23 protein-coding genes and 2 tRNA genes are annotated in these 25,289 nt (G+C 61.2%); 12 read left to right on the top strand and 13 right to left on the bottom strand.

Annotated features, from left to right (window positions below):
- Nucleotide 1: 1 nt before the first annotated feature.
- Both ACPWMG_RS04800 and ACPWMG_RS04795 read right to left on the bottom strand, forming a co-directional pair.
- Nucleotides 2–754: an SCO family protein gene (locus tag ACPWMG_RS04800; RefSeq protein WP_483303519.1), complete on the bottom strand. Its 753-nt coding sequence runs from the start codon at nucleotides 752–754 to the stop codon at nucleotides 2–4.
- Nucleotides 687–1,457 (bottom strand): SURF1 family protein, encoded by a 771-nt coding sequence (locus ACPWMG_RS04795; protein ID WP_483303518.1) that lies wholly within the window; start codon nucleotides 1,455–1,457, stop codon nucleotides 687–689. Before ACPWMG_RS04795 ends, ACPWMG_RS04800 begins: the two co-directional genes overlap by 68 nt.
- A gap of 27 nt (nucleotides 1,458–1,484) precedes the next feature.
- Here ACPWMG_RS04795 and ACPWMG_RS04790 point away from each other — a divergent pair, with 27 nt between their 5' ends.
- On the top strand, nucleotides 1,485–1,724 hold the full coding sequence (locus tag ACPWMG_RS04790) for a twin transmembrane helix small protein (protein ID WP_483303517.1): 240 nt from the start codon (nucleotides 1,485–1,487) through the stop codon (nucleotides 1,722–1,724).
- A 60-nt stretch (nucleotides 1,725–1,784) separates the two neighbouring features.
- Here the strand turns inward: ACPWMG_RS04790 and purH are convergent, their stop codons facing one another.
- The 3 genes from purH to dusB form a co-directional block, all read right to left on the bottom strand.
- On the bottom strand, nucleotides 1,785–3,386 hold the full coding sequence (purH, locus tag ACPWMG_RS04785; RefSeq protein WP_483303516.1) for a bifunctional phosphoribosylaminoimidazolecarboxamide formyltransferase/IMP cyclohydrolase: 1,602 nt from the start codon (nucleotides 3,384–3,386) through the stop codon (nucleotides 1,785–1,787).
- Between the two features lie 77 nt (nucleotides 3,387–3,463).
- Complete coding sequence (locus ACPWMG_RS04780; protein WP_483303515.1) at nucleotides 3,464–3,700, bottom strand: helix-turn-helix domain-containing protein; 237 nt, start codon at nucleotides 3,698–3,700, stop codon at nucleotides 3,464–3,466.
- On the bottom strand, nucleotides 3,697–4,749 hold the full coding sequence (gene dusB, locus ACPWMG_RS04775) for a tRNA dihydrouridine synthase DusB (protein ID WP_483303514.1): 1,053 nt from the start codon (nucleotides 4,747–4,749) through the stop codon (nucleotides 3,697–3,699). The genes ACPWMG_RS04780 and dusB overlap by 4 nt, the downstream gene beginning before the upstream one ends.
- 203 nt (nucleotides 4,750–4,952) lie before the next feature.
- On the opposite strand from dusB, the gene ACPWMG_RS04770 reads away from it, so the two are divergent.
- Nucleotides 4,953–5,441: a YqaA family protein gene (locus ACPWMG_RS04770; protein ID WP_483303513.1), complete on the top strand. Its 489-nt coding sequence runs from the start codon at nucleotides 4,953–4,955 to the stop codon at nucleotides 5,439–5,441.
- On the opposite strand, the gene ACPWMG_RS04765 is transcribed toward ACPWMG_RS04770, so the two are convergent.
- The 3 genes from ACPWMG_RS04765 to ACPWMG_RS04755 form a co-directional block, all read right to left on the bottom strand.
- The gene (locus ACPWMG_RS04765) at nucleotides 5,438–6,199 is read right to left on the bottom strand and encodes a S4 domain-containing protein (protein WP_483303512.1); all 762 of its coding nucleotides are present in this window, start codon (nucleotides 6,197–6,199) and stop codon (nucleotides 5,438–5,440) included. The two genes, ACPWMG_RS04770 and ACPWMG_RS04765, sit on opposite strands and share 4 nt — an antisense overlap.
- A gap of 203 nt (nucleotides 6,200–6,402) precedes the next feature.
- Nucleotides 6,403–6,666, bottom strand: coding sequence for a translation initiation factor IF-1 (gene infA / locus ACPWMG_RS04760; protein WP_483303511.1), 264 nt, complete (start codon nucleotides 6,664–6,666; stop codon nucleotides 6,403–6,405).
- An 87-nt stretch (nucleotides 6,667–6,753) separates the two neighbouring features.
- Entirely contained in the window at nucleotides 6,754–7,008 is a 255-nt protein-coding gene (locus ACPWMG_RS04755) for a hypothetical protein (RefSeq protein ID WP_483303510.1), read from the bottom strand.
- A 394-nt stretch (nucleotides 7,009–7,402) separates the two neighbouring features.
- On the opposite strand from ACPWMG_RS04755, the gene alkB reads away from it, so the two are divergent.
- Entirely contained in the window at nucleotides 7,403–8,053 is a 651-nt protein-coding gene (alkB, locus tag ACPWMG_RS04750) for a DNA oxidative demethylase AlkB (RefSeq protein WP_483303509.1), read from the top strand.
- An 87-nt stretch (nucleotides 8,054–8,140) separates the two neighbouring features.
- On the opposite strand, the gene ychF is transcribed toward alkB, so the two are convergent.
- Both ychF and ACPWMG_RS04740 read right to left on the bottom strand, forming a co-directional pair.
- Nucleotides 8,141–9,232, bottom strand: coding sequence for a redox-regulated ATPase YchF (ychF, locus tag ACPWMG_RS04745; RefSeq protein WP_483303508.1), 1,092 nt, complete (start codon nucleotides 9,230–9,232; stop codon nucleotides 8,141–8,143).
- A gap of 84 nt (nucleotides 9,233–9,316) precedes the next feature.
- Nucleotides 9,317–10,213, bottom strand: coding sequence for an MOSC domain-containing protein (locus ACPWMG_RS04740; RefSeq protein ID WP_483303507.1), 897 nt, complete (start codon nucleotides 10,211–10,213; stop codon nucleotides 9,317–9,319).
- Between the two features lie 75 nt (nucleotides 10,214–10,288).
- Between ACPWMG_RS04740 and ACPWMG_RS04735 the strand changes: the two genes are divergently transcribed.
- The 6 genes from ACPWMG_RS04735 to ACPWMG_RS04710 all read left to right on the top strand — a co-directional run bounded on the left by ACPWMG_RS04735 (nucleotide 10,289) and on the right by ACPWMG_RS04710 (nucleotide 15,270).
- Nucleotides 10,289–11,428, top strand: a complete 1,140-nt coding sequence (locus ACPWMG_RS04735; RefSeq protein WP_483303506.1) for an FAD-dependent monooxygenase — start codon at nucleotides 10,289–10,291, stop codon at nucleotides 11,426–11,428.
- A 19-nt stretch (nucleotides 11,429–11,447) separates the two neighbouring features.
- Nucleotides 11,448–12,173: a DsbC family protein gene (locus tag ACPWMG_RS04730; protein WP_483303505.1), complete on the top strand. Its 726-nt coding sequence runs from the start codon at nucleotides 11,448–11,450 to the stop codon at nucleotides 12,171–12,173.
- Nucleotides 12,174–12,308: 135 nt separating this feature from the next.
- A complete protein-coding gene (locus tag ACPWMG_RS04725; protein WP_483303504.1) occupies nucleotides 12,309–14,153 on the top strand; it encodes a M61 family metallopeptidase in 1,845 nt (614 codons plus the stop codon).
- Nucleotides 14,154–14,206: 53 nt separating this feature from the next.
- The gene (locus ACPWMG_RS04720; RefSeq protein ID WP_483303503.1) at nucleotides 14,207–14,986 is read left to right on the top strand and encodes an enoyl-CoA hydratase; all 780 of its coding nucleotides are present in this window, start codon (nucleotides 14,207–14,209) and stop codon (nucleotides 14,984–14,986) included.
- Nucleotides 14,987–15,074: 88 nt separating this feature from the next.
- Nucleotides 15,075–15,151 (top strand) — tRNA-Met (locus tag ACPWMG_RS04715).
- A gap of 42 nt (nucleotides 15,152–15,193) precedes the next feature.
- Nucleotides 15,194–15,270, top strand: a tRNA-Met gene (locus ACPWMG_RS04710).
- Nucleotides 15,271–15,327: 57 nt separating this feature from the next.
- Here ACPWMG_RS04710 and ACPWMG_RS04705 read toward each other — a convergent pair.
- Both ACPWMG_RS04705 and ACPWMG_RS04700 read right to left on the bottom strand, forming a co-directional pair.
- Nucleotides 15,328–15,528: a hypothetical protein gene (locus ACPWMG_RS04705; RefSeq protein ID WP_483303502.1), complete on the bottom strand. Its 201-nt coding sequence runs from the start codon at nucleotides 15,526–15,528 to the stop codon at nucleotides 15,328–15,330.
- A 132-nt stretch (nucleotides 15,529–15,660) separates the two neighbouring features.
- Entirely contained in the window at nucleotides 15,661–19,044 is a 3,384-nt protein-coding gene (locus tag ACPWMG_RS04700) for an EAL domain-containing protein (RefSeq protein WP_483303501.1), read from the bottom strand.
- 324 nt (nucleotides 19,045–19,368) lie between these two features.
- On the opposite strand from ACPWMG_RS04700, the gene ACPWMG_RS04695 reads away from it, so the two are divergent.
- Nucleotides 19,369–21,555 carry a bifunctional diguanylate cyclase/phosphodiesterase gene (locus tag ACPWMG_RS04695; protein ID WP_483303500.1) on the top strand — a complete coding sequence of 729 codons (2,187 nt, stop codon included), beginning with the start codon at nucleotides 19,369–19,371 and terminating at the stop codon, nucleotides 21,553–21,555.
- 34 nt (nucleotides 21,556–21,589) lie between these two features.
- On the opposite strand, the gene ACPWMG_RS04690 is transcribed toward ACPWMG_RS04695, so the two are convergent.
- The gene (locus ACPWMG_RS04690; RefSeq protein WP_483303499.1) at nucleotides 21,590–22,489 is read right to left on the bottom strand and encodes a LysR substrate-binding domain-containing protein; all 900 of its coding nucleotides are present in this window, start codon (nucleotides 22,487–22,489) and stop codon (nucleotides 21,590–21,592) included.
- A gap of 137 nt (nucleotides 22,490–22,626) precedes the next feature.
- Between ACPWMG_RS04690 and ACPWMG_RS04685 the strand changes: the two genes are divergently transcribed.
- Both ACPWMG_RS04685 and ACPWMG_RS04680 read left to right on the top strand, forming a co-directional pair.
- The gene (locus ACPWMG_RS04685; protein WP_483303498.1) at nucleotides 22,627–24,315 is read left to right on the top strand and encodes an FAD-dependent monooxygenase; all 1,689 of its coding nucleotides are present in this window, start codon (nucleotides 22,627–22,629) and stop codon (nucleotides 24,313–24,315) included.
- Nucleotides 24,312–25,247, top strand: coding sequence for a VOC family protein (locus ACPWMG_RS04680; protein WP_483303497.1), 936 nt, complete (start codon nucleotides 24,312–24,314; stop codon nucleotides 25,245–25,247). The genes ACPWMG_RS04685 and ACPWMG_RS04680 overlap by 4 nt, the downstream gene beginning before the upstream one ends.
- Nucleotides 25,248–25,289: the final 42 nt, after the last annotated feature.

Here is a 25,289-nt window from a genome sequence, read left to right as displayed (position 1 = left end):
CTTAAGGACGACCAGGTTCATCCCAGGATGCCGACGCACGCAGCAAACGTTCAACCGAACGCTTGGCCGAAGCGGCACCAGCGTTGTCCATGTTCGCCGGGAAACGCATCATCCAGTTGCCCATGGGGTCGACCACATACAGGTGCGCGGCCAGGTTTTGGCCTTGGGCCGGGTGCAGCCACGTCGCCAGCAGTGCGGTATCCACACGCAGCACCGTAGCGCCTTTCAACGCGGGTTGCAGGGCTTCAGGAATGGGGGCGTCATCGGTCACCAGCCAGACACGGTCCATGCGGTCTTTTTCGCGGCCCAGGCTTTCGCGCAACTGCCGCTGCAGATAGAGGTTGCGTTCACATACGGCGTCACAAGCGGCGCCCCCCACAGTGACTAACAGCCATTGGCCGCGCAACGCCGTCAAAGGTTGCGCCTGACCTTCTGAGCCCGTGGCAGGCAACGCGGGCGACACCGGGAAAGACGGCATGGGCCGCACGGGCTCGACCAGGTCGCCATACGCCGGCCGGCCTTCGGGCTTGATGACGTAGAACGTGAAGTACGAAGCAATGACCGGCGCCGCGCAGACCAGCATCACCGCCAGCATCTTCCAGCGGCCCGTCTGTGTACGCCGCGCGTCTTCGGCCACGGCCTCCTGCGGCAGCGGAAGGCTGTGGATGGTCAGGCCCAGCGGCTCGTCAACGGCTGCCGTGGAGCGGGTGTCTGCGCGGGAGTAGGTAGCGTCGGACAATTTGGAACCAGACATAAAGTGTTGTGATCAAGGCGCACAGCGCAAACCATTGGAACGCGTAGCCGTAGTGTTTTTCCACACCTAACGTGACCTCTGGCCAATCACGCTGCAGTGGCGCTTCGCCCGGCCCGGTCTGCACCACCGACACCGGCAACAGGTCTAGCCCAGTTTCGATGCGGAACGCCTCCAGGTCGAGATTTTGCCGGATGGGCCCGGCCTGCTCCGCGCCCATCGTATAAAGCTTGCCCGGCGGGGGGGCCATTCGGCCTTGCAAAACCACCTCGCCCGGCGGCGATTCGATGCGCGGCAGCGCCGTGCGGTCGACAAAATTACGCGGTACCCAACCGCGCTGCACCAGCACCGGCGGCCCGCCCGTACTGGGCTGCATGGGCGTTACCACGTAAAAACCAGGCTGGCCGCGCATCTGCCGATTGTCCAAAAAGACGGTGTGTTCCGGTAGCCAACGGCCACGCAACACCACAGAGCGGTAGCTGAGGTGACTATAGTCCGCGCCGGGCGCCTGCGGCTTGGTCAAATTGTCCCACCCAACAGACGGCAACCGTTGCTGGGCGTTGATTTCGGCCTGCAAGGCCTCTTTTTGCGCGGCGCGCGACAACTGCCAGCGCCCGAGTGCCGCTGTGCTCGCCACGCCCACCACAGCGGCCAGCGTGACCAGCCAAAACCGCAGCGGACTCGCGCTTTTCCGGGTTTCGCTCATGCCCACCTGCGCGCCATAATGCGCCCCATGACGTATCTCGCTTCTGCCGCATTTGCAGCCATCTTGGTGAGCTTGGCCACGGCCCTGTATTTCATGCTCAAGGGTGGCGGCGAGGGTGGCGACGACGAACACAAGGCCGCCAAACCCGGCCGCATGGCCCGGGCGCTGACGTTTCGCATTGGCTTCTCGGTGTTGCTGTTCATCTGTATTTTGGTGGGCTGGAAACTCGGCTACTTGCACCCGACGGGCATTCCGGCAGGGAAATGATCACATCAAAAACAAAAAAGGAGCTGCGGCTCCTTTTTTGTCAATCCAAGTGATCACCGCTTAGTGGCGGAAGTGACGCACACCCGAGAACACCATGGCCACACCGCGCTGATTGGCCGCGTCGATGACCTCCTGATCGCGCATGCTGCCGCCCGGCTGGATCACGCAGGTCGCACCGGCGTCCACCACCACGTCCAGGCCGTCGCGGAAGGGGAAGAACGCATCGCTCGCCACCACGGTGCCTTGCAAGCTGAGCTTGGCATGGCTGGCCTTGATGCTGGCGATACGGGCCGAATCGAGACGGCTCATCTGGCCAGCGCCCACACCCATGGTCATGCCGTCTTTGCAGAACACGATGGCATTGCTCTTGACGTACTTGGCCACCTTCCAGGCAAACAACAGGTCTTCCAGTTCTTGCGGCGTGGGCTGCTTGAGCGTGACCACCTTGAGTTCGCTCGCGGCGAGTTCGCGGTTGTCGGCGGTTTGCAGCAGCAGGCCGGAGCCGATACGCTTGGCGTCCACGGCGTTGCGGCCGCGTTGCCAGTCGGTGCTGCCACCTGCGGGCGGCAGAACGATCTTCAGCAGACGCACATTGGCTTTGGCCTTGAAAATGTCCAGCGCTTCAGCGGTGAACTCGGGTGCCATCAGCACTTCCACAAACTGCTTGCTGACTTGCTGCGCCGCCGCGCCATCCACCACGCGGTTGAAGGCGATGATGCCGCCGAAGGCGCTGGTCGGGTCGGTTTGGAAAGCCTTGTTGTACGAGGCCAAGGCGTCTTCACCCACGGCCACGCCGCAAGGGTTGGCGTGTTTGACGATCACACAGGCTGGCACGTCAAAGCTCTTGACGCATTCCCACGCGGCATCGGCATCGGCAATGTTGTTGTAGCTGAGTTCCTTGCCTTGCAACTGCTCAGCCGTCACCAGCGAGCCGGGTGCGGGGTACAGGTCGCGGTAGAACGCGGCTTGTTGGTGTGGGTTTTCGCCGTAGCGCAGGTCTTGCAGCTTGACGAAGCTACCATTGCTTTGGCCCGGGAAGGCGCTGCGCGTGGGCACATATTCTTCGCTCAGCTTTTCTTCTTCGAACGTGACCGACGACAGGTAGTCGCTGATGGCCGAGTCGTATTGCGCGATGCGGTTGAAGGCGGCAACCGACAAGCTGAAGCGCAGCTTGGCGGACAACTTACCTTGAGCCTTCAGATCAGCCAACACCGCTGGATATTGCGATGCGTCGGTGACCACACCCACGTCGTTCCAGTTCTTGGCGGCGCTGCGCACCATGGCCGGGCCGCCGATGTCGATGTTTTCAATCGCGTCGGCCAGCGTGCAGCCGGGCTTGGCCACAGTCGACTCAAACGGGTACAGGTTGACCACCAACAGGTCGATGGTGGCTATGCCGTGTTGCTTGATGGCGGCCACGTGGGCGGGCACATCGCGGCGCGCCAGCAGGCCACCGTGGATCTTCGGGTGCAGCGTTTTCACGCGGCCGTCGAGCATTTCAGGAAAGCCGGTGTGCTCGGCCACTTCGGTCACGGGCAGGCCCGCGTCCATCAGCAGCTTGGCGGTGCCGCCGGTGGAGAGCAGCTTGATGCCCAGCGTGTGCAGGGCTTGGGCGAACTCGAGGACGCCGGTCTTGTCGGATACGGAAATGAGTGCGTTCATAGTCGTTTTAGAGGCTGGGGTGATGGGGTTGCCTGCGCGCCTTAATTAAAGAAGTAAAGAAGGCGGCCGGGCTGTATTTATTTGGCGAGCTTGTGCTCAAGCAACTTCTTGCGCAAGGTGTTGCGGTTCATGCCCAGCCACTCGGCCGCGCGCGACTGGTTCTGGTCGGCATGCGCCATCACCACTTCCAACAAAGGTTTTTCCATGGCACGCACCATCATGTCGTACATGCCGTTGGGCTCAATACCATGCAGGTCGGTGAAGTAATCCTCGAGGCTTTCTCGGACGCATTCTTGTAGGTGTTTTTTGCTCACGCAGCACTCTCCTCTTGTTCTTCCGCACTGTCGGACGCGGCATCCGACAGGGGGGCGGGCATCCGGTCCATCCGGTCGGCCATCGCATCAAAATAGTCTTTCACCGCTGCCAGTTGTTCGCTGGGCTGCTCCAGCAAATTCATTTGGCTGCGGAACGCTTCTCCCCCGGGCAAATGCTTGATGTACCAGCCGATGTGTTTGCGCGCACTGCGCACACCGGTGTAGTCGCCGTACAGGCTGTAGTGGTCTTCCAGGTGTTCAAGCAGCAGGCGCTGCACTTCCACCACCAAGGGCTGCGCCAGGTGCGAGCCTGTGGCCAGGAAGTGCGCCACTTCGCGGAAGATCCACGGCCGGCCTTGCGCGGCACGGCCAATCATGGCCGCGTCTGCACCGGTAGCGGCCAATACATCGCGCACCTTTTCAGGTGTGTTGAGGTCGCCATTGGCCACCACCGGAATGCGCACCGCAGCCTTGACGGCCGCAATGGTGTCGTACTCGGCGTGGCCCTTGTAACCTTGTTCGCGCGTGCGGCCATGCACGGTGAGCATTTGCACACCCACATCTTCAAAGCGGCGCGCCAGCACCAACGCATTTTTGTGCGTTTGGCACCAGCCAGTGCGCATCTTCAAGGTGACCGGCACCTGGTGCGGCGCACAGGCTTCAACCACCGCTTGCGCAATGGCCGTTGCCAGATCTTCGTCTTGCATCAACGCCGAGCCAGCCCACTTGTTGCAGACCTTTTTGGCCGGGCAACCCATGTTGATGTCGATGATCTGCGCGCCACGCTCGATGTTGTAGACCGCGGCCTCGGCCATCATTTGCGGCTCGGTGCCGGCGATCTGCACCGCAATGGGCGCGGCCTCGCCATCGTGGTTGGCACGGCGAGAGGTTTTCAGCGAGTTCCACAGGTCACGCCGCGAAGTCACCATTTCGCTGACGGCATACCCTGCCCCCAGCGCCTTGCACAGGCGCCGGAACGGCCGATCCGTCACACCCGCCATGGGAGCAACGAACAAGTTGTTCGGCAGGGAATAAGGACCAATCTGCATCAGAAATGGGGAGGGCTACGCAGCGCAAGCGGCGAATAGGGTCGGCTGGGGGAAGGGAGCGATTCTAGCTGCTCAAAATTTCAGCAATTGAAATCTGCGATGGAATTTCTGGCATCACTTAAGTTCGGTTGTGAGATCGCCCTGAAGCATGGCGGGATAAGGTCGCCTGCGCGACGCCACGGCCTGCCTATACTCGGCGTCACATGGAGCAATGGATCGAACACCTCATACAACTGCTGGCCTTGCCGCAGTTCGGCCTCAGCACCGTTTTTGTAGTCTCGTTTATTTCAGCGACCTTGCTGCCGCTGGGCTCGGAGCCCGCAGTTTTTGGCCTGGTCAAACTCAACCCTGAATTGTTTTGGCCGGCTATTTTGGTCGCCACCGCCGGCAACACCTTGGGTGGAGCCGTGGATTGGTGGATGGGCTATGGCGCGCACCGCGTGGCCGACAAATACAAACACTCTGCGCACCACACACGCGTGTTGGCATGGCTGGAGCGGCTGGGGCCTAAAGCCTGTTTATTGGCGTGGTTGCCGCTGGTAGGCGACCCGTTGTGCGCTGTGGCCGGCTGGCTGCGTTTGCCGTTTTGGTCCTGCCTGTTCTACATGGCCATCGGCAAGTTTTTGCGCTACGTGCTGATGACGGGTTCGCTAGTTTGGGCGTTTCCCGGCATCTTGCATTTCGGAAATTAAAACCGTTCGTGGGTGGCCAGGTAGCGCCACTGCCCTGCCGGCAGCTGCTGCAGCGCAATGCTGCCCACGCGGCTGCGTTTGATGCTGCGCACGGGCAGCTCCACCAGTTCACACATCATGGCAATTTGCTGCGGCGCAGGCCCTTTGATGGCGAAGCGCAAGGTGCTGCGCTGGCCGTCTGACCGGGCGCTGCTCACGCTCACGCGCACAGCCGGCAAACGGCGCCCCTGGATCGTGAACGGCTGGCTTAGGCGCAGCAAGGCGGCGGGCGACACCACGCCATCCACATCGACCATGTACTCGTGTTCAACGTATTGCGCGTCCTCATACAGCTTGCGGCCCACGCGGAAGTCTTGCGTCCAGATGGCCAGGCCGCAGGCGCCAAAATCAAGCGATGCCACGACCTGCTGCTGCACAAAGTGCTTCTTGATGGAGCGCACACCAGAGCGGTCATTTTTGAAGCGGTTCTCGGCGGTCAGCATTGCGAATGCGCCCTCTTGGCCTTTGCTGCGGTGACCGGCATGGTTCACCGCGTACTCGGGTGGCACGTGCAGCAGCAAGGTCATCGGCACCAGGGCCAACAGCGTGGCATTGGGGTCGACCACCACGTTCTGTTCATCGCTGACGCGGGCCATGGGTTCTTCAACCAACACGCCGTCCACTTCCACCCAGCCGCCTTCAATGTATTGCTCGGCCACACTGCGGGAGACACCCATTTGTTGGGCCAGGCGTTTGGCGAGTCGAACGGGTTCAGTCATGGCAGCAAGAGCAAAAATAGAGAACGAGGGTGAACGATGAAGGTGAACATGGAGCATTCACGGCTGCAGAGTCTACTCCGCAGCTTTTGCTCACTATGAATTCAGTAGCTGGCGTCGCTACATGGTAGTGCGGTGAAAGCCAATTTGACATAAAAAAACCGCCGCACCTCTTGCAAGGCTTGGCGGTTCGGTTCCACAGCGGCTTAGTGCCGTTGTTGGTAACCGCTGCTCGGTGGCGGGCTGCGGTGTTCGATATGGCGGAACTTGATGCGGCCCTTGCTCAGGTCATAAGGCGAGAGTTCGAGCGACACCTTGTCGCCGGCCAAGATGCGGATGCGGTGCTTGCGCATGCGGCCGGCGGTGTAAGCGACCAACACGTGGCCGTTTTCCAGCGTGACGCGAAAACGTGCATCGGGCAACACTTCGGACACCACGCCACTCATTTCAATCAGGTCTTCTTTTGCCATGACAACTCTCTTTCAACAATCAAGATTTAGTGGAAGTGGCGCTTGGGGCGTTTAGCCTGCGGCGCAACAAGGAAGGAGGGAACAGCTTCAAGCCATCGCCACCTGTGCAGCTGACGGTTGGCGGTCAGACACCCAGGCAACGCCTTGGTCTTGTGCATAACGCTGGGCCGCATTAGCCGACAAAAAACTCCCGGTAAAACGCATCACGCGGTCGGTGGTGGCGCTGCCACGGCCACTGCGGATGGAAACGCTGGCGGCGTACAGGCCGTCGGCCAGACGCTTGGACAAAGGGGAAACGAGAAACTTGCCGATGTTGATCGGCGCAATGGAATCAAAATTCAATGGAACACAGCCATTGCAGGGCAATGGGCTCAGAAGGAAAAAGGCATGTCACATGCCCGAAGCCCCCGGCGTCTGGCGACGCGGACACAGTGTTGTGTCGTAAATGCCGCCTTCGCTCTGAATCGGCCCTCAATGCAGCGGGCGGGAGCGAAAAACAAAAGGGGAAACCGAGAAAAACGCGCTGCTCGTCAAAAGAGCTGCGCCGGGATTCACGCGATACAGGACAGGACTGAGGGCTCCGCTGCGAGAAGCCGCTTAGCTCAGGGATCAACCAGTGGTTGAGCCGTTGGAGCGAAGCAAATGAAGTAGGGATCGCGATAGATCGATTCTATCATATGCCCCAAAATTGTGCTCCTCGCGTGTCGGGTTGCGACCACAAAGCACAATAGCCCGCATGCAAACGCACGACCTTTTTGCCGACCAGCCGCAGGACGAACGCATCGCCATTGGCGCACAGGCTTTTGTGTTGCCAGGGTTTGCTTTGCCTGAAGTGGATGCGCTGCTCCAGGCGGTCAACGCCATCATCCAAGCCGCGCCCTCGCGCCACATGGTGACGCCCGGCGGCTTCACCATGTCGGTGGCGCTCACCAACTGCGGCGCCTTGGGCTGGGCCAGTGACCGGCGTGGCTACCGCTATAGCCCCACCGACCCCGAAAGTGGCCTGCCCTGGCCACCGATGCCCGAGGTCTTCTCACGGTTAGCCAACCGCGCCGCCAGCGCAGCGGGCTTCAGCGATTTCAATCCGGACGCCTGCCTGATCAACCGCTACCAGCCCGGCACCAAGCTGTCGCTGCACCAAGACCGCGACGAGCGCGATTACGGCCAACCTATCGTCTCGGTGTCGCTCGGCATGCCCGCCACCTTCTTGTTTGGCGGCCAAACCCGTGCGGGCAAAAGCGCCAAGATCCCGCTCCAGCATGGCGACGTGATGGTGTGGGGCGGTGTTGACCGGCTGCGCTTCCACGGCGTGCTGCCGCTTGAAGACAACCCGCATCCGCTGCTGGGCGGCCAGCGCATCAACCTGACGTTTCGCAAGGCGGGGTGATCCACACCAACTCCCGCCACATCCCCCAAAAAACAAAAGGCGCGGTGTCCGAAAACACCGCGCCTTTGTATCTGGAGCAGAAAGAGCTTAAGAGCTGAACAAGAAGTTCAACACGTCGCCATCCTTGACCACGTATTCCTTGCCTTCGGCGCGCATCTTGCCCGCGTCTTTGGCACCCTGCTCGCCCTTGAAGGCGATGTAGTCGTCAAACGCAATGGTCTGGGCGCGGATGTAGCCCTTCTCGAAGTCGGTGTGGATCACGCCAGCCGCTTGCGGGCCGGTGTCACCCACATGGATGGTCCAGGCGCGCACTTCCTTCACGCCAGCGGTGAAGTAGGTTTGCAGGCCCAGCAATGCGTAGGCGGAACGGATCAGGCGGTTCAGGCCTGGCTCATCCTGGCCCAGTTCCTTCAGGAACTCCAGGCGATCCGCATCGTCCATCTCGGACAACTCGGCTTCGATCTTGGCGCAGATGGCCACCACGGGCGCGTTCTGCGTCGCGGCGTAGGCCTTCAGGCGATCCAGAAACGGGTTGTTCTCGAAACCGTCTTCGCTGACGTTGCCCACGAACATCGCCGGCTTGGCGGTGATGAAGAAGAACTGCTTCAGCAGTGGCAACTCTTCCTTGCTGAATTCGATGGTCCGCACCGGCTTGCCCTGGTCCAGTGCCGCCTGGCATTTCTCCAGAATGGCCACCAACTTGATCGATTCCTTGTCGCCCGAGCGCGCCGTCTTGGTGACGCGGTGCAGCGCCTTCTCGACCGCGGTCAAGTCGGCCAGGCACAGTTCGGTCTGGATCACCTCAATGTCGGCAATCGGGTCGACCTTGCCGGCCACGTGGATCACGTTGTCGTCTTCAAAGCAGCGCACCACGTTGACGATGGCGTCGGTCTCGCGGATGTGCGCCAGGAACTTGTTGCCCAGGCCTTCGCCCGTGCTCGCGCCGGCCACGAGGCCTGCGATGTCCACAAACTCCACAATCGCCGGCACGATGCGCTCGGGCACCACGATGGCCGCCAATTGATCCAGCCGTGGATCGGGCACTTCGACCACGCCCACGTTGGGCTCAATGGTGCAAAACGGGTAGTTTTCGGCCGCGATGCCCGCCTTGGTCAACGCGTTGAACAGTGTCGATTTACCGACGTTGGGCAGGCCCACAATGCCGCACTTCAAACTCATGGCAATCCTCAAAAATCTGGTGCAAGAGTGTATGCGATGGGCCCACCGCCGCGCTGCGCCAGGGTTTTGCGGTGCGCCGGGTGCTTAGTCGAAGCGGTAATCTGCAGATGCGGCTTGGCCTACGCGCAACTCAAAATCAACACCGTCCAAGACAATCGCGTTCATACCAAAAGCGATAGCGCCCCCCACAATCTCCACCTTGCGGTAGCCCTGCAAGGTGTCTGACACCTCGGGGCTGCTGATGGCGGTGGCCGGGTCGATGTTGGGAATCGGGCAGCGCGGGCAAGGCTTCACCATCTTCAGCCGGGCATGGCCTTCGGCCGTGGCAATGAGCATTTCATCCAGGCGGTCTTCGTCGTGTGCGTCCACGCCGGACACCACCACGTTGGGCCTGAAGCGCTCCATGGCGGCAGGCGTGTGGCCTGCGGCGACCAAGCGCTCGTTCAGGCCGTCGAGCGAGGCTTCGCTGATCACCAGCACCGGAAAGCCGTCGGCAAATTGGTTGGTGGCTTCAATGCCGCCCGTCCACTTCAGGCTGGACAAGCGCTGCTGCTCCGGGTCAAACCGCACCAGGCGCAATTTACGTGGCGCCTCTTTGGTCGACAAAAAGTCGCTGAACCATTGCGCCGCCACCGCTCCCATGTTGTAGGCACGCACTTCGTCGCTCCACACCTTGACCTGCAGCGGCTCTTCCACCGCATCCAGCGCAATGTGCAGCGCCAACATGCCGGGCGCGCGCACCACCATCTCGTATTGTTTGATTTGCGGCTGGATCAGCGCCATGCGCGGCAGTTCTCGCTGGCTGACAAAAGTGCCGTCTTCGTCTACCAGCATCCAGGCACGGTCGAACTCCAGGCCGGTTTCGGTCAGCAAGACATTCGGCACTTGCACACCCGCACATGACTTGATGGGGTAGACGTACAAGCGGGTGATCTGGGCCGAAACATCGGCGTCGGGCAGGGTGGATTCGGGCGAAGACATGGTGAAAAAAACTTCCTTGGAGCGGCATCAAAAGGGCAATGCCGCCGATTGTGCCCTGCCTCCTACAATCTCCTCATGGCGCAACCCTTTGATGTATGTATTCGCGGTGCCGGCATTGTGGGCCGCACCCTGGCTTTGCTTTTGGCACGCGACCGTTTGCGCGTGGCCTTGGTCGACACCTCGACCCCGGCTCACCCGGCCTCAGTCGACGTGCGCGCCTACGCGCTCAACCCCGTGTCACGCACGCTGCTCGACGACTTGCGCTGCTGGCCCGACACGCAACACGCCACCGCCGTGGCCGCCATGCAGGTGTTTGGCGACCAGGGCGGCGAGGTCAACTTCCGCGCGGCCGAAAATGGCGCCGAGGCCCTGGCCTGGGTGGTCGACGTGCCCGCGCTGGAAAAACAACTGAGCGAAGCCGTGCGCTACCAGCCGATGGTGCAGGTGGTGGCCACGCCGCAGCCTGCGGCCCTTACGGTGATTTGCGAAGGCAAGGCCAGCGCCACACGGCAAGAGTTGGGCGTGGCCTTCAGCCAAATGCCGTACCACCAGCACGCTGTGGCGGCCCGCGTCACCTGCGCCTTGCCGCACGGCCAAGTCGCGCGCCAGTGGTTTAGCGGCGGCGAAGTGCTGGCTTTGTTGCCTTTGGATGGCGCGCAAGGGAACTCTGTCGCCGTGGTGTGGTCTGTTCAACAGGAACGTGCACCAGCATTGCTGGCGTTGCCGCCCGAAGAATTCACCCAAGCCTTGGAGCAGGCTAGCCACGGCGCACTGGGCGCCATGCAGTTGCAAGGCGAACGTGCGTCCTGGCCGCTGCAAAACGGCCGCGCTGAGCGTTGGACGGGCCAGTACCCCGTCGAAGGCCGCAAGCCGCCGAAAAGCTGGGCGTTGGCCGGTGACGCGGCCCACACCATCCACCCGCTGGCGGGCCAAGGCTTGAATCTGGGTTTGGGCGACGCTGCCGAGTTGGCCAGCCTGCTGCACGACCGCGACTACTGGCGCAGCGTGGGCGATGAAAAGCTGCTGCGCCGCTACGAGCGCGCACGCAAAGCCGCCTTGTTGGCGGTGGGCGGCACGTCGGACGGTTTGCAACAACTGTTTGCGCAAGATGCAGAATTGCTGCGCGGCTTGCGTAATTGGGGCATGAAGGGTTTTGAGCGCAGTGGTTTGCTCAAAACATGGGTGGCGCGCCAAGCCATGGGCACACATCGTTGAATCAATCGAGAGCATTGACATGAGATTTGCAAAACTGGCCAAACTGGGATTAGCCGCCGTCTTGGCGCTGGCGGGCGTGGCGGTGATGGCACAAGAGGCCACCATCCGCAAGAACCTGAAGGAACGCATTCCGCAGTTGCCCAACATTGCCGAGATCAGCAAGAGCCCCATGGCCGGCCTGTTTGAAGTGCGGCTAGAAGACAACGACATCATGTACACCGATGCCGAAGGCAACTTCCTCATCAACGGCCACTTGATCGACACCAAGCTGCGCCGCAACCTAACCGAAGAACGCGTCGAAAAGCTCACCGCCGTGGCCTTCAGCGCGCTGCCCGTGAAAGACGCCTTCACCATCGTGCGTGGCAACGGCAAGCGCAAGATCGCGGTGTTTGAAGACCCGAACTGCGGCTACTGCAAACGCTTCGAGCAAGACATTCAAAAGCTCGACAACGTGACGGTCTACATGTACCTGTTCCCCATCCTGAGCCCCGACTCCACCGAGAAGGCACGCAACATCTGGTGCGCCAAAGACAAGGCCAAGAGCTGGCAAGACTGGATGGTGCGGGGTCAAACACCGGCCAGCGCCAGCTGCGAAGCCAGCGCCCTGACGCGTAACGTTGAGTTTGGCAAAAAGTACCGCATCACCGGCACGCCCACTTTGATCTTCGAAGATGGCAAACGCGTGCCTGGCGCTATCTCATCTGCCGAGGTTGAAAAATACCTCGTCGCGGCGGCAAAGAACTGATTAGATAACTGTTTTTCAAGGGCTCCACTCGGAGCCCTTGCTACATCTGGGCGACACGCGAATGGGGCGTGCTAGCAATCCCTGAGTCCCACTGCTGCCACATGCCATGCCAAGTCCTGTATTCTTGGCTACAACATGAAAAAAAACGGCAGCATCTCCCCCGCCCAACCCGGCATCCAGTACCGCATTGAAGTCGCAGATCTCCACGCACACCTGTTCCGCGTGACGCTGACGGTGGCGCGCCCCGCCGCCCTGCAGCGTTTCTCGCTCCCGGTATGGATTCCCGGCAGCTACCTGGTGCGCGAGTTCTCCAAAAATTTGCAAAACCTGCAGGCACGGCTCACCAGCAACCGCCCGCTACCGGTTCAACAGTTGGACAAAAACACCTGGGAAGTGACAGCCAACCCTGCCAAACCCCTGGTGTTGCGCTACGAGGTTTACGCCCACGACGCCTCGGTACGCACCGCCTGGCTCGACGCGACGCGCGGTTTCTTCAACGGCACCAGCCTGTGCCTGCGTGTGCACGGCCAAGAAGACACGCCGCATGCGCTGGAAATTGCGTCTGATGCGGCCATCGCCAATTGGTCTGTGGCTACCGGGTTGACGGCCACCGATACCTCCGCCAAAGGCTTTGGCCACTACCTGGCCGCGCACTACGACGAACTCGTCGACTGCCCGGTCGAAATGGGCCAGTTCTGGAGCGGTCAATTCATCGCCTGTGGGGTGCAGCACCGCTTTGTGGTCGCCGGTGCCCCGCCCTCGTTTGACGGTGCCCGGTTGCTGGCCGATACGCAACGCATCTGCGAAGCCGAGATCCGCTTCTGGCACGAGCGCACCAGCGCCACTGGCGCCAAAACCGTGCCACGCAGTGCCGCACCGCACAAAAGCTACGTCTTCATGCTCAACGCCGTGGACGACGGCTATGGTGGTCTTGAACACCAAAACTCCACCGCGCTAATCTGCAACCGGCGCGACCTGCCGCGCATCGCCGCCACGCCAGCCAACAGCAGCACGCCGCCGAAGCTGAGCGAGGGCTACATCACTCTGCTGGGCCTTATCAGCCATGAGTATTTCCACACCTGGAACGTCAAGCGCCTGCGTCCGGCCGACTTCACGCGCTACCACTACGACGCCGAGCAATACACCCGATTGTTGTGGTTCTTTGAAGGCTTCACCAGCTACTACGACGACCTGCTGCTGCGCCGCACCAACCTGCTGGACAACGCTGGTTACCTGCGCCTGCTGAACAAGACCATTAACCAGGTGATGCAGACGCCAGGGCGCAAAGTGCAGTCGGCCGCCGAGTCGAGCATGGACGCCTGGACCAAGTACTACCGCCAGGACGAAAACACCCCCAACATCACCGTCAGCTACTACACCAAGGGCGCTCTGGTGGCGCTGTGCTTTGACCTGACGCTGCGCGCCGAGGGCAAGACCACGCTCGACGCCGTGATGCGCGACCTCTGGCAGCGTTGCGCCGGCGGCCCCATGCGCGAGCAAGATTTTGCTGATGCGCTCGAAGCCCTGTCTGGCCGCAGTTACGCCCCCGAAATTGCGGCATGGGTGCATGGCAAAAGCGAATTGCCGCTGAAAGACCTGCTGACCAGTCATGGCGTGGGTGTACACGAAGACCAAGCCCAACTGGCGCAGCGCTTGGGGATTCGCGTTAGCGAAACCGATGGCGTGGTCGTCAAAATGGTGCTGCGCGGTGGTGCCGCCGAGCAAGCCGGTTTTTCGGCTGGCGATGAATGGATTGGCCTGGAAACCCCTGAAGGCGGCTGGCGGCTCAGCAAGCTCGATGACGTGTTGCTCTACGCCACAAGCAGCCGCAACATGGTGGCGCTGGTGTCACGCGACAAACGCTTGCTGCGGCTGCCACTGAAGCTACCGGCTGCCACGAGCGTGACCACCTGGCGCCTGTCCGTCGAGAACGCGCGCACCGTGACAGCCTGGCTTGCGTCGGCGTCTGACGCAGGCTGACCCATATCGTCAAACCCCATTTATTTTCCAGACTTAAACCATAGGAGACCGGCATGACATACGAACTCATCACCGTGCGCACCGAAGCCGAAAAAGTCGGCATCGTCACGCTGAACCGCCCCAAGCAGCTCAACGCCCTCAACGACCAGTTGATGAATGAGTTGGGCCAGGCGTTGCAAGCGTTTGATGCAGACCCCGCCATTGGCTGCATCATCCTCACCGGCAGCGAAAAGGCTTTTGCCGCAGGTGCTGACATCAGCGCCATGGCGCAGTACACCTTTGCCGACGTCTACAAACACGACTACATCACCAAGAACTGGGAAACCATCCGCAGCATCCGCAAGCCGGTGATCGCGGCCGTGAGTGGCTTCGCCCTGGGCGGCGGCTGCGAACTGGCGATGATGTGCGACTTCATCATCGCCGCCGACAACGCCAAGTTTGGTCAACCTGAAATCAAGCTGGGCGTGATTCCCGGTGCTGGCGGCACACAACGCCTGCCGCGCGCCGTGGGCAAATCCAAGGCCATGGACATGGCCCTGACCGGCCGCATGATGGACGCCACCGAGGCTGAACGCTCGGGCCTGGTGAGCCGCGTTGTGCCGCTGGAGCAACTGATGGATGAAGCGCTGGGCGCCGCCCTGCAAATCAGCGATTTCTCGCAACTGGCCGTGATGGCCGCCAAAGAATCGGTGAACCGCGCGTTTGAAAGCGGCCTGAGCGACGGCGTGATGTTCGAGCGCCGCCTGTTCCACGGCCTGTTTGCCACCGCCGACCAGAAGGAAGGCATGGACGCCTTCGTCAACAAGCGCAAGGCCGTGTTCAAACACGCTTGAAAACCTGCCCCAAACAGAAGCCACAACACCAAGTTCAGCGCTCTGATGGCGCTGAAACAAGGAAATACGCTATAATGCTGGGCTTGCTGGTGGTATAGCTCAGTTGGTTAGAGCGCAGCATTCATAATGCTGAAGTCGGTGGTTCAAATCCACCTACCACCACCAATTTTTCGGAATTCGATGTTCATATTCGAATCCTCAGATCCTGGTGGTATAGCTCAGTTGGTTAGAGCGCAGCATTCATAATGCTGAAGTCGGTGGTTCAAATCCACCTACCACCACCATCTCCTCCAAACCCGCAATGCGCAAGCACTGCGGGTTTTGTTTTTTGGACTCTGCCTTCAGAACATCGCCAGATACAGGATCAACGCCATGCAGAACGCAATCACCGTCAACGTGCTGGCGATGACATGGACTTCCTCCGGACTGAATTCGTTGGGCTCCCCTTGCTCGCCTCGCATTTGCTCACGCATCACAGGCGCTTCGAGCAGAGCCAATGGGTTTGTGGTTTGGTAAATGGTTGACGCGTTGGATTGATGCATGGGTGGCCTCGGTAGATCTTCAGATTCGATGTGTGAATTTTGAAACACCCGACTCGGAAGATCGTTGCGGCAATGTGAACTCGCCGGCTGGACTGTCAGGCCATTTGTGTTGTAGTTGCACGCGACCTGGCCTCAGCCTGCGTCACCCGTCTCTTCCAGCCCACGCCCGTAGTTGAAGGCCCAAACGACAAACTGATCGGAAGGCATGGGCCGGGCAATGAAGTAGCCCTGGGCGACATCGCAGCCCAACTGGGCCAAACGGTCCCAGTCTCCTTGCGTTTCCACACCTTCGGCAACCGTCTTACGGCCCAAGTCGTGCGTCAGGTCAATCGTTGATCGCACGATCAAGCCCGAGTCCTTGTCAATCGACATGCCACGGATGAACGATTGGTCGATTTTGATGAAGTCGACCGGCAATTTCTGCAGGTAGCTGAGCGATGAATACCCCGTGCCGAAGTCGTCGATGTAGAGACGAACGCCCTCATCCTTTAACTCTTGGAGAACGCGCATCGCGAGAGGAGCATCATCCATGAGCGCCGTTTCTGTGATCTCCAGTTCCAGAAAGCCTTGCGGAATCGCAAAGTTTTGATGCAGTTGGCGAATGCGCGCCACCAAGCTTTCGTCACGCAGGTTTTTCGCAGAAAGGTTGACCGCAATCGGTAGCGCAGTTCCTTGCTTCTGCCAATCGTGGATCAGGTACGCTGCCTTGTCGATAACCAGTTCTGTCAAAGGTTTGATCAAGCCGGTATGTTCGGCCAGCTCGATGAACTGCATGGGCGGAATCAAACCATGTTCAGCATGCGGCCAACGCACCAGCGCCTCAGCCCCCACAATCTGGCGGCTGCGCATGTCCACTTTAGGCTGCAGGTGCAGGATCAGGTCGCCTCCTTCAATGGCCCGCCTGAGCGCACCCGCCATGTTCAAACGCTTGGGCCGGGCGTTGTCCAGTTGCGGCTCATACACGGCGTGAGAAAGGGCACTTCGTTTCGCCTGCCGCACCGCAATGTCAACATGCCGCAGCAGGTCGTGCACCGATGTTCCGTGCTGCGGATAAACGGCAATGCCGGTTTTGGTGGTGACATCCAGAACAATGTCCCCAATGGGAAATGGCTTGACCAGCATGCCCTCGATACGCTGCACCATGGCCTCGGCCGTCGCACGGTCGCCCTGCCTCAGAAGCACCGCAAATTCATCGCCACGCAGCCGCGCTAAGACCGAGCCGTCCGGTGCCACCATGCGTAGACGCTTGGCAAACTCCGTCAACATTTCGTCGCCTTGTGCAAAGCCCAGCGCATCGTTGATTTCGCTCAAGCGCTCGATATTCGTTTGCAGTACGACGAACGGCCTGGAGGTCTCTTTCCCATGGTCAATGGCCTGATTCAGCAACTCGATGAAAAACGTGCCGTTCGCCAGCCCGGTAAGCGCGTCGATGTGTGTCAGGCGAAACGCCTCCAACTCAGAAGCCGCGCGGGCCGCACGCGCGCGTTGGCTGGAAATGCCATAGGCCAGATCCTCTGCCGATTCCATCAACAGCCGGACCTCGTCGTCACCAAAGGCATCAGCCTCTTCAGCAAAGATGGCGAGTGTGCCAATCACCTCGCCATCCACATGCAGCGGGCATGCGATGCACGTGCCGTTGCCCATCAGATGTTCGCGCCACGGCGCGTAGTGCGGGTCCGTCAACATGTTCTTGGCCACCTGGGGCAGGCCAGTGCGAATGGCTTTGCCGATGGCCCCGCCGCCATGCGGCCCATCGGCCCAGGATGTCTTGAGGTTTTGTAAACGCTGAATGCCGGGCAGATAGCCACTTTCCGCCACCACTTGCGTCGATTGCGCTTCGTCGTGCAAGCGGTACCAGACCATGGCGATCGGGTAGCCGCCGGCCTCCACAATAGCCTTGCACATCGAATCCAGCAGGTGCGCTTCATCGGTGGAGCGCAACATGGCGCTATTGCCCGCGCTGAGCGTTTTCAAGGCCCGTGTGACGCGCTCGAGTTCCTGCACGCGGTGGTTGAGCTCGGCATTCAGATTGCCGATTTTTTCCTCGTTCAACTTGCGTTCGGTGATGTCTATGCCAAGCACGTAGTAGCCGATCACCTTGCGCTGCGCGTCCAGCTTGGGCACGTAATTGATCGACTGCCATAGCGCCGGATTCGGCTGGTAGTCGTATTGAAAGGTTTCGCCGGTCAGCACCCGCTCGATATGTGGCTGCGCGATCGCATAACGCGCCTCGCCCAGCACCTCTCGCGTGGCCAGGCCCGTGATGGAGCGGCGTTCTGGCGTGAAGCGCCCCAGGTATTGGTCGTTGACGTAGACGTAGCGCTGATCTGCACCCACGTAAGCAATCATCGCCGGAACACTGTTCATGACGGTGCGCAGATGCTCCTGCGTCTCCTGCAACTCGCGCGTGCGCTCATACACATTGCGTTCAAGCGCGGCGTTCTGCTCGCGAATACTTTGCTTCGCCAGATGTTCGACGGTGATGTCGCGAAACACCAAGACCACCCCGCTCACGTTACCCGAAGCATCCACCACAGGCGCCGCGCTGTGCCCTATCGGCAGCTCACGGCCATCGCGCCGGATCAACAGCGTGTCGTTCGACAAGGCTTGTGTCACACCCGTTTCGATCACCTTGGCCACCGGGCCTTGCGTGGGTAGCCGCGTACTTTCATGGATGACGTGGAAAACTTCGTCCACCATGTGGCCCAGCGCGTCGGCGTCTTGCCATCCCGTCAAGCTCTCGGCCACTGGGTTCATGCGCGTGACCCGGCCCAGCGCGTCGGTCTCCAGCACCGCGTCTCCCAACGAGCGCAAAGTCGTCGACAAACTCGCCTCGCTCTGGGCCAATGCGCGCTGGGTCTGTTCGTTGTCCCTCAACTGCCGACGAATCAAGGTGTAGATCTGTGCCAGCAGCCCGGCCAGCAGCAGCCCCAGCATCACGCTGATGACATACACGGTTCTTTGCTTTTGAAGTTGGCGCTCGGTGTGTTGTTCCAACGCGATTTGCGCATGCCCGTTCATGTCCTGGAACAAGGCATAGATGCGTTCGCGCGTTTCTGCCAGCGGGGCCCCTGCAGCGTAGGCATTGGCCGCCTCCCCTCCCTGCGTTGATCTCAGAACGCCAATCTGTTTTGCAATGGCCAGACGTTGATCGATCACCGTTCGAAGATTGCGCCACCGCTCAGATTGCCCCGCATCGCCTTCCACCAACACCTTCAAATGAGTCAAGGCTTCTTCTCGAGACGCAATAACCTTGTCGCGTTCTTCCAGCAGCTTCTTGTCGCCAGAGAGCCGAAAGCTTTGTGTGGTGAAGCTCACCTGCAAGGTATCGGCCCGGATTTGTGCAATCAGGTTCAGGATCTGGTGCGTGCGCGCCACGATGTCTGCCGCGTCGGTGGCGTCTTGCGCCATGCGCCAAATGGCCGTGACGAGTGAGGCGACGACAAAGACCGCTGCGCAAAATGCGATCAAAACCTTGCGAGAGAAGCTCGATTGCAATCCTCGGGTTGGGGACAAGTCAACTCCCTCCAGCGTAAAGATGGTCTGGTAAGGCCGTTATAACGCATACACATTGAAGATACACATCGGGTTTCATAGCTTGCAGGCAAGGCGGGCAGCTCCATGACTGGAGCAACTGCTTCTGCCGAGCTTGCGCTTAGATCCGTCAACCGTCATAGTCCGCCTATCACCTGTAAGAGTTGACAGGTTTTCAACGTCGAGGTGCAATGGCGTAAACGACCTAATTCGATGGCAATGCAATGGCAGCTTTTGTCTTCCATGTCGCGGCGGAGTGTGCTTCTTGCACTTCGTTGGGGTCTTCCGCTTTTTGGAATTTTGGTTGTGGCGGTGCTCTGGGTGGCGGGCTTGGCGCTCATGGACTTGGACCGGCAACGCACCGAAGAACTCACCTTTCGCCGGTCAGAAGCCTCTACCGAGGCGTTTGAAGCACGCATTGCCCAGCGCCTGGAGCAGATCAGCCAATTGGCGAGTTTTGTAGCGCTCAACAGCGGCAGCGAAACCGCTCAACCCGTGCTCGCTCAGCTGGTGCGGCAATCGCTGAACAACCAGCCCGATCTCAAAAGCCTGTATCTGCTGGATGCGGAAGGAAAGCTGCTGGCCGCAGCACTTGACCAAGGCAACGTGCGCGGAGGCCCAACCTCGGCCGCTGACAGAGCCTATTTTCAAGTGCATCGCGACGGCAAAGCCCAAGGCCTGTATGTGGGCGCGCCCACGTTCGGGCGGGTATCGCAATCCTGGGTGCTCCACCTCAGCTTGGCGCGCCGGCAGACCGACGGCTCCTTTGCGGGCGTGGTGGTGGCCACGGTAGACCCGTCATTTCTGGCGAACTTTTACACCGAGGCGCAGTTCGGCAAATCTGGCCTGGTCAGCGTGACCGGGCTCGACGATTGGATCATCCGCGCGCGGCGCTCTGGAGACAGGGTGTGGTTTGGCGAGCGTGCGGGGAACAACTTCCTGGTGGAACAGGTCAGCAAGGCTGCGGCGGGCGTCTATTTAACCCCCAGCAAGCTCGACAACATCAACCGCTACATGGCGTATCGCGTCATGCCGCAGTACCGCCTGGTCGCCTACACCGGCTTGTCGCAGGACGAGGTGCTCAGCAGTTACTTCCTACGCCGCAGCAAGCTCACCGATTTTTTGTGGGCCGGCACCTTGGTGGTGTTGGCTGCCAGCTTGGCCTTTTGGGTTTTGGTTGAACGCCTGCAAGTCAGCCGATGGCGCGCAGAAGACGCGGAAGATCGCTTCCATGCAGCGTCTGATGCGCAGCTCGATGCCTTCTTCATTTTCTCGGCGACAGAGGCTGAAGACGGCAAGCCCACCGATTTCATTTGCGACCATGCCAACCCGCGCGCCCTCAAGTGGCTGGAGCGCAGGCGGGACAAGGTGATTGGCCGCTCCGCCCTGTCGCTGGTGCCTGCGGCCGTGCGCCCTGCGTTGTACGCGGCCTACCAAAAGGTCATGGCCACGCGCACACCGCTGGAAGAAGAGTTCACCTTGGTGACCCGTCGAGGGGCGGAAATGCGGGTGGTGCAGCAAGTGGTGCCGCTGGGCGCGGGCCTCGCCATCACCATGCGCGACGTCACCCACGACCGCACGCGAGAAGCGCTGCTGAAGCAACAAAAGCGCGCCCTCGAAGCCAGCCAAAGAAGCCTCTCGGCCATCACCAACAACGTGCCTGCTTTGATCTCCTACGTCGACAGCGATCAAAACGTGATGTTCGTCAATGAAACCTACACCCAATGGTTTGGCCCGCCCGCATCCTCCATTCTGGGGACCCATTTGAGCGACCACTGGTCACCCACCTTGTACGCGCAGTTGATTCCCTATGTGCTGCGGGCGCTGGCCGGCCAGCGGGTGGAGTTTGTCGGAGAGCGCGAGACCTTGCGCGGCACCCGCGTGATGCAAAACACCTATGTACCGGACGTGGCGTCTGAAGGCGTTGTGCGCGGCATCTTCATCCTTTGTGCCGACATCACCGACCTGAAGCGCACCGAGAAAGAGTTGTCTCAGTTGCTGCACACCGACGCGTTGACAGGGCTGGACAACCGCCTCAGCTTGACCGCCCATCTGCCAAAAGCGATTGCGCGCTCCAAACGCGCAGGCCGAGGCATCGCCCTGCTCTTTCTGGATGTGGACCGGTTCAAAAGCATCAACGACACCCACGGCCACGCAGTGGGCGACGCGGTATTGAAAGAGGTGGCACACCGGCTCAAACATGCGGTGCGCGCAGCCGACATGGTGGCGCGACTGGCCGGAGACGAATTTGTGATCTTGCTCGAGGCGCTGGACAACGCAAACGAAACCGAAACCATCGCCAAAAAAGTGGTGCGCCAATTTGCCGAACCCATCCTGCATGGCCGCGTGACGCTGGAGGTGACCATGAGCATAGGCGTGGCTTTTGACCACAAATGCGTGTTGTCTGGAGAAGAACTGCTCGACGCCGCAGACGCCCAGCTCTACGCCGTGAAAGCCGCCGGCCGAAACGCGTTTTCAGTTTCGGTCACCTGACCGCACGTTGCCTCTCGCACCAAAACCCGTTTTCCTACAACTTGTCCCGGTGCGGCACCGCGCGCCGCACCATGTCGCAGAAGTATTCGGCCGCAGGCGTCAGCGGCAGGCCATGGCGCTGCACCAGACACACTGCCGGCGCGGGCAGTTGCTCTTTGATCTTGATGGCGTGCACCGCGTCGCGCAGCAGGGGCGACTGGGTCCACTGCACGGGCACCATCATCAGCAAATCGGAATAGACCACACCGCTCAGAAACGTCAGCGCCGAATGCGCCTGCATCACCAGGCGCGGCGCGGGCAGGCCGTGTTGGGCGAACAGCGGGGCGATTTCTTCTTCGGCTTTGTGGGTGATGGACGAGGTGATCCACTCCGCCTGCGCCAACTCTTTGAGCGAGCGCGCGTTCGCCAGCGGGTGGTCTTTGCGGCAGATGATGAGCCGGGTGTTGTCGAACAGCTTTTCCATCGCCAGCTCAGGTGCGATCTCTTGCGGCGCGGGACCCACATAGCAGTCGATGTGGCCGCTTTTCAGGTCGGCCTCGATGGTGGGGAACACCGCGTCCACGATGTCCAGGCTCACCTCGGGGTACTTCAAGCGAAACGGCCGCAGCGCATGCGGCAGCAGCGCAATGTGCGCCACGCTGGAGAGCGCCAGCCGCAAGTGACCGTGCATTTCGCCGCGTAACTGATCCAGCTCTTCCTTGGCACGGCGCAGCTCGTTGCGCACCGAGCTGGCCCGCCGCTCAAACACTTCGCCCATGGGCGTGAGCACCACGCCGTTGGGGCGGCGCTCGAACAAAGCCACGCCCAATTCTTTTTCCAACTCTTGGATGCTGCGGCTGATGGACGGCTGGGTGTTGCCCAACTGGCGAGCGGCTGCGCGCAGGCTGCCGCGCTCGGCCACGGTGAGGAAGTCTCTGAGGGCAGCAAATTTCATGGTGGCTTACTTTGTGAGCGATAGATAAACGGCATCACTCTACAAAAAAAAGCGTCTTCACGCATCCCGGTGCGATCCCTACATTCCATCCTCAAGAACGTGGTCAGCACGTGCCCAAGACAAACGGAGACAAGACAGTGGACAAAAACAACGAGACGCACAACGTCGTGCGGGTGCCGGTATTGGTCGTCGGCGCCGGGCCGGTAGGCCTGTCAACCGCCATCGAACTCGGCAGCCGCCAGGTGCCCTGCCTGCTGATTGAACGCAACGACCGCGTGGGCTACGCGCCCCGCGCCAAAACCACCAATGTGCGCACCCGCGAACACATGCGTCGCTGGGGCATCGCCAAACAACTGCGCGCCGCCTCGCCACTGGGGCTGGACTACCCGTCGAACGTGGTGTTCTGCACCAAGCTCTCTGGCCCCGAACTCACGCGCTTTGAGAACGCCTTCTACTGCGCCCCTGGCCGCAACCCGCTGTACTCGGAACACGCGCAGTGGATTCCACAGTACAGCGTCGAAGAGGTGATGCGCGCCCATGCCGAAAAACTGCCGGGCGTGGCGCTGCGTTTCAACTGCGAGCTGCTGTCGTTCACCCAAGGTGTCGATGGCGTGCATGCCGTGGCACGCGACCTGACCACCCACCAACAAATCCACATCCACGCCGACTACCTGGTGGGCGCCGACGGCGCACGCAGCCTGGTGCGCGAGGCCATGGGTGCCAAGCTGGAAGGCACCTACGGCCTCTCGCGCAACTACAACGTGGTGTTTCGCGCACCAGGCTTGGCGCAAGCCCACCAGCACGGCCCTGCCATCATGTATTGGCAGGTGAACCAAGACGTGCCCAGCCTCATCGGCCCGATGGACCGGGGCGACAAATGGTTCTTCATGCCCACGCAGGTGGACCCCAGCGTGAAGCTGCAGCCCGCCGATGCGCCCGATTTGATCCGCCGCGCCACGGGCATCGATTTGCCGTATGAAGTGTTGTCCACCGACGAATGGGTGGCCAGCCAGTTCCTCGGCAACCAGTACCGCAGCGGCCGCGTGTTCCTGGCGGGCGATGCTTGCCATCTGCACCCACCATTTGGCGGCTACGGCATGAACATGGGCGTGAGCGATGGTGTGGATCTGGGCTGGAAGATCGCCGCCGTGCTGCAAGGCTGGGGCGGCGAAGCGTTGCTCGCCAGCTACGAGGCCGAACGCCGCCCGGTGCACCAACTGGTGCTCGACGAGGCCGTGGCCAACCACACCTTGCTGGGCCGCCAACTGTGGCAAGACGGCATGGACGCCGACAGCCCTGCCGGTGCCGCCATTCGCCAAAGCGTGGGCGCGCGCATCCAGAGCGCCAAGATCCGCGAGTTCGCCACGCTGGGCGTGGTGCTGGGCTACCGCTACGACCACTCACCAGTGATCGTGCCCGATGGCAGCCCCGCCCCCGGCAACGACTTCATCAACTACCGCCCCACCTCGCGGCCCGGCGCCTTGGCGCCACACGCCTGGCGGCACGACGGCAGCTCGCTGTACGACCACTTTGGCAGCGGCCTCACCTTGCTGGCGCACCCATCGGCACCAAAAGATGAGATCGAAAATGCCCGCCAGCGCGCTACACAACTGCGTGTGCCGCTACAAATCTTGCAAGCTGAAGAAGCGGGCATCGCCGAGCTGTACCCCACGCGCTACACGCTGATCCGCCCCGACCAACACGTGGCCTGGCGTGGCGACAGCCTGCCCGCCGCGATCGATGGGCTGCTGGCACACATCACCGGCCGACTTGTTGCGCAACCCGCAAAAACATCTGCAGCCGCCGCACTGGAGGTGACCCCATGAGCGCAGCCGTCCACTCCGTACACCGCTTCGTGTTCTCGGTGCCCGATCTGGCTGAAGCACAAACCTTCTACACCGCGTTTGGCTTGGACGTGGTGCCCCTCGACGGCACCCTGGCCTTGCGCACCTTTGGCCATTCCCACACCTGGGGCACGGTGCTGCAACACGGCGGCTCCAAGCGCCTGCTGCACGTGACCTACGGCGCCTACGCCCGCGAGATCGACGCTCTGCACAGCCGCGCCGCCGCCGCTGGCGCGCTGATCGATTGCCCGGCCCACACCCGTGGCATGGCCGACGCCGACCAGGGCTTTTGGCTACGCGAACCCGATGGCATTCCCGCGCAGATTCTGGTGACAGACAAGGTGTCGCCCTCTGCGGCCACCGTGCCCTCGCCCACCACCCCAACGCAGCCCGGCCACGCCGCCGCCCACCCGCGCAGCCAAACCCAGCCAGTGCGCCCGCGCTACCTCTCGCACATCCTGCGCTTCACGCCGGATGTGCCGGCCATGACGCGTTTCTGCGCAGAGGTGTTGGGCCTGCGCCTGTCCGACCGCTCGGGCGAAGTCATCGCCTTCATCCACACGCCGCACGGCAGCGACCACCACCTGGTGGCCTTCGCCAAGAGCCACGCGCCCGGCTTGCACCACAGCAGTTGGGACGTGGGCAGCATCGACGAAGTCGGCCAGGGCGCCGAGCAGATGCGCGCCGCCGGCTGGGACCAAGGTTGGGGCCTGGGCCGGCACGTGCTGGGCTCGAACCATTTTCAGTATGTGCGCGACCCCTGGGGCAGCTTTTGCGAATATTCCAGCGGCATCGACTTCATTCCGCCAGGACTCGAATGGCCCGCAGCCGACCACCCGCCCGCCGATGCGCTGTACGTGTGGGGCCCGCCACCGCCGCCGGACTTCATCACCAACCACGAGTACCCCGCCTGACCCCAAAGGGCCCGACCTGATAAGACTTTTTGACCAGAGAGA

It is taken from the genome of Hydrophilobacter chitinilyticus, from assembly GCF_049860745.1.
Taxonomy (GTDB): domain Bacteria; phylum Pseudomonadota; class Gammaproteobacteria; order Burkholderiales; family Burkholderiaceae_C; genus Rhodoferax_B.
Note: the sequence above shows the minus strand (reverse complement) of the source record. Positions and strands in the feature narration are given on the sequence as shown.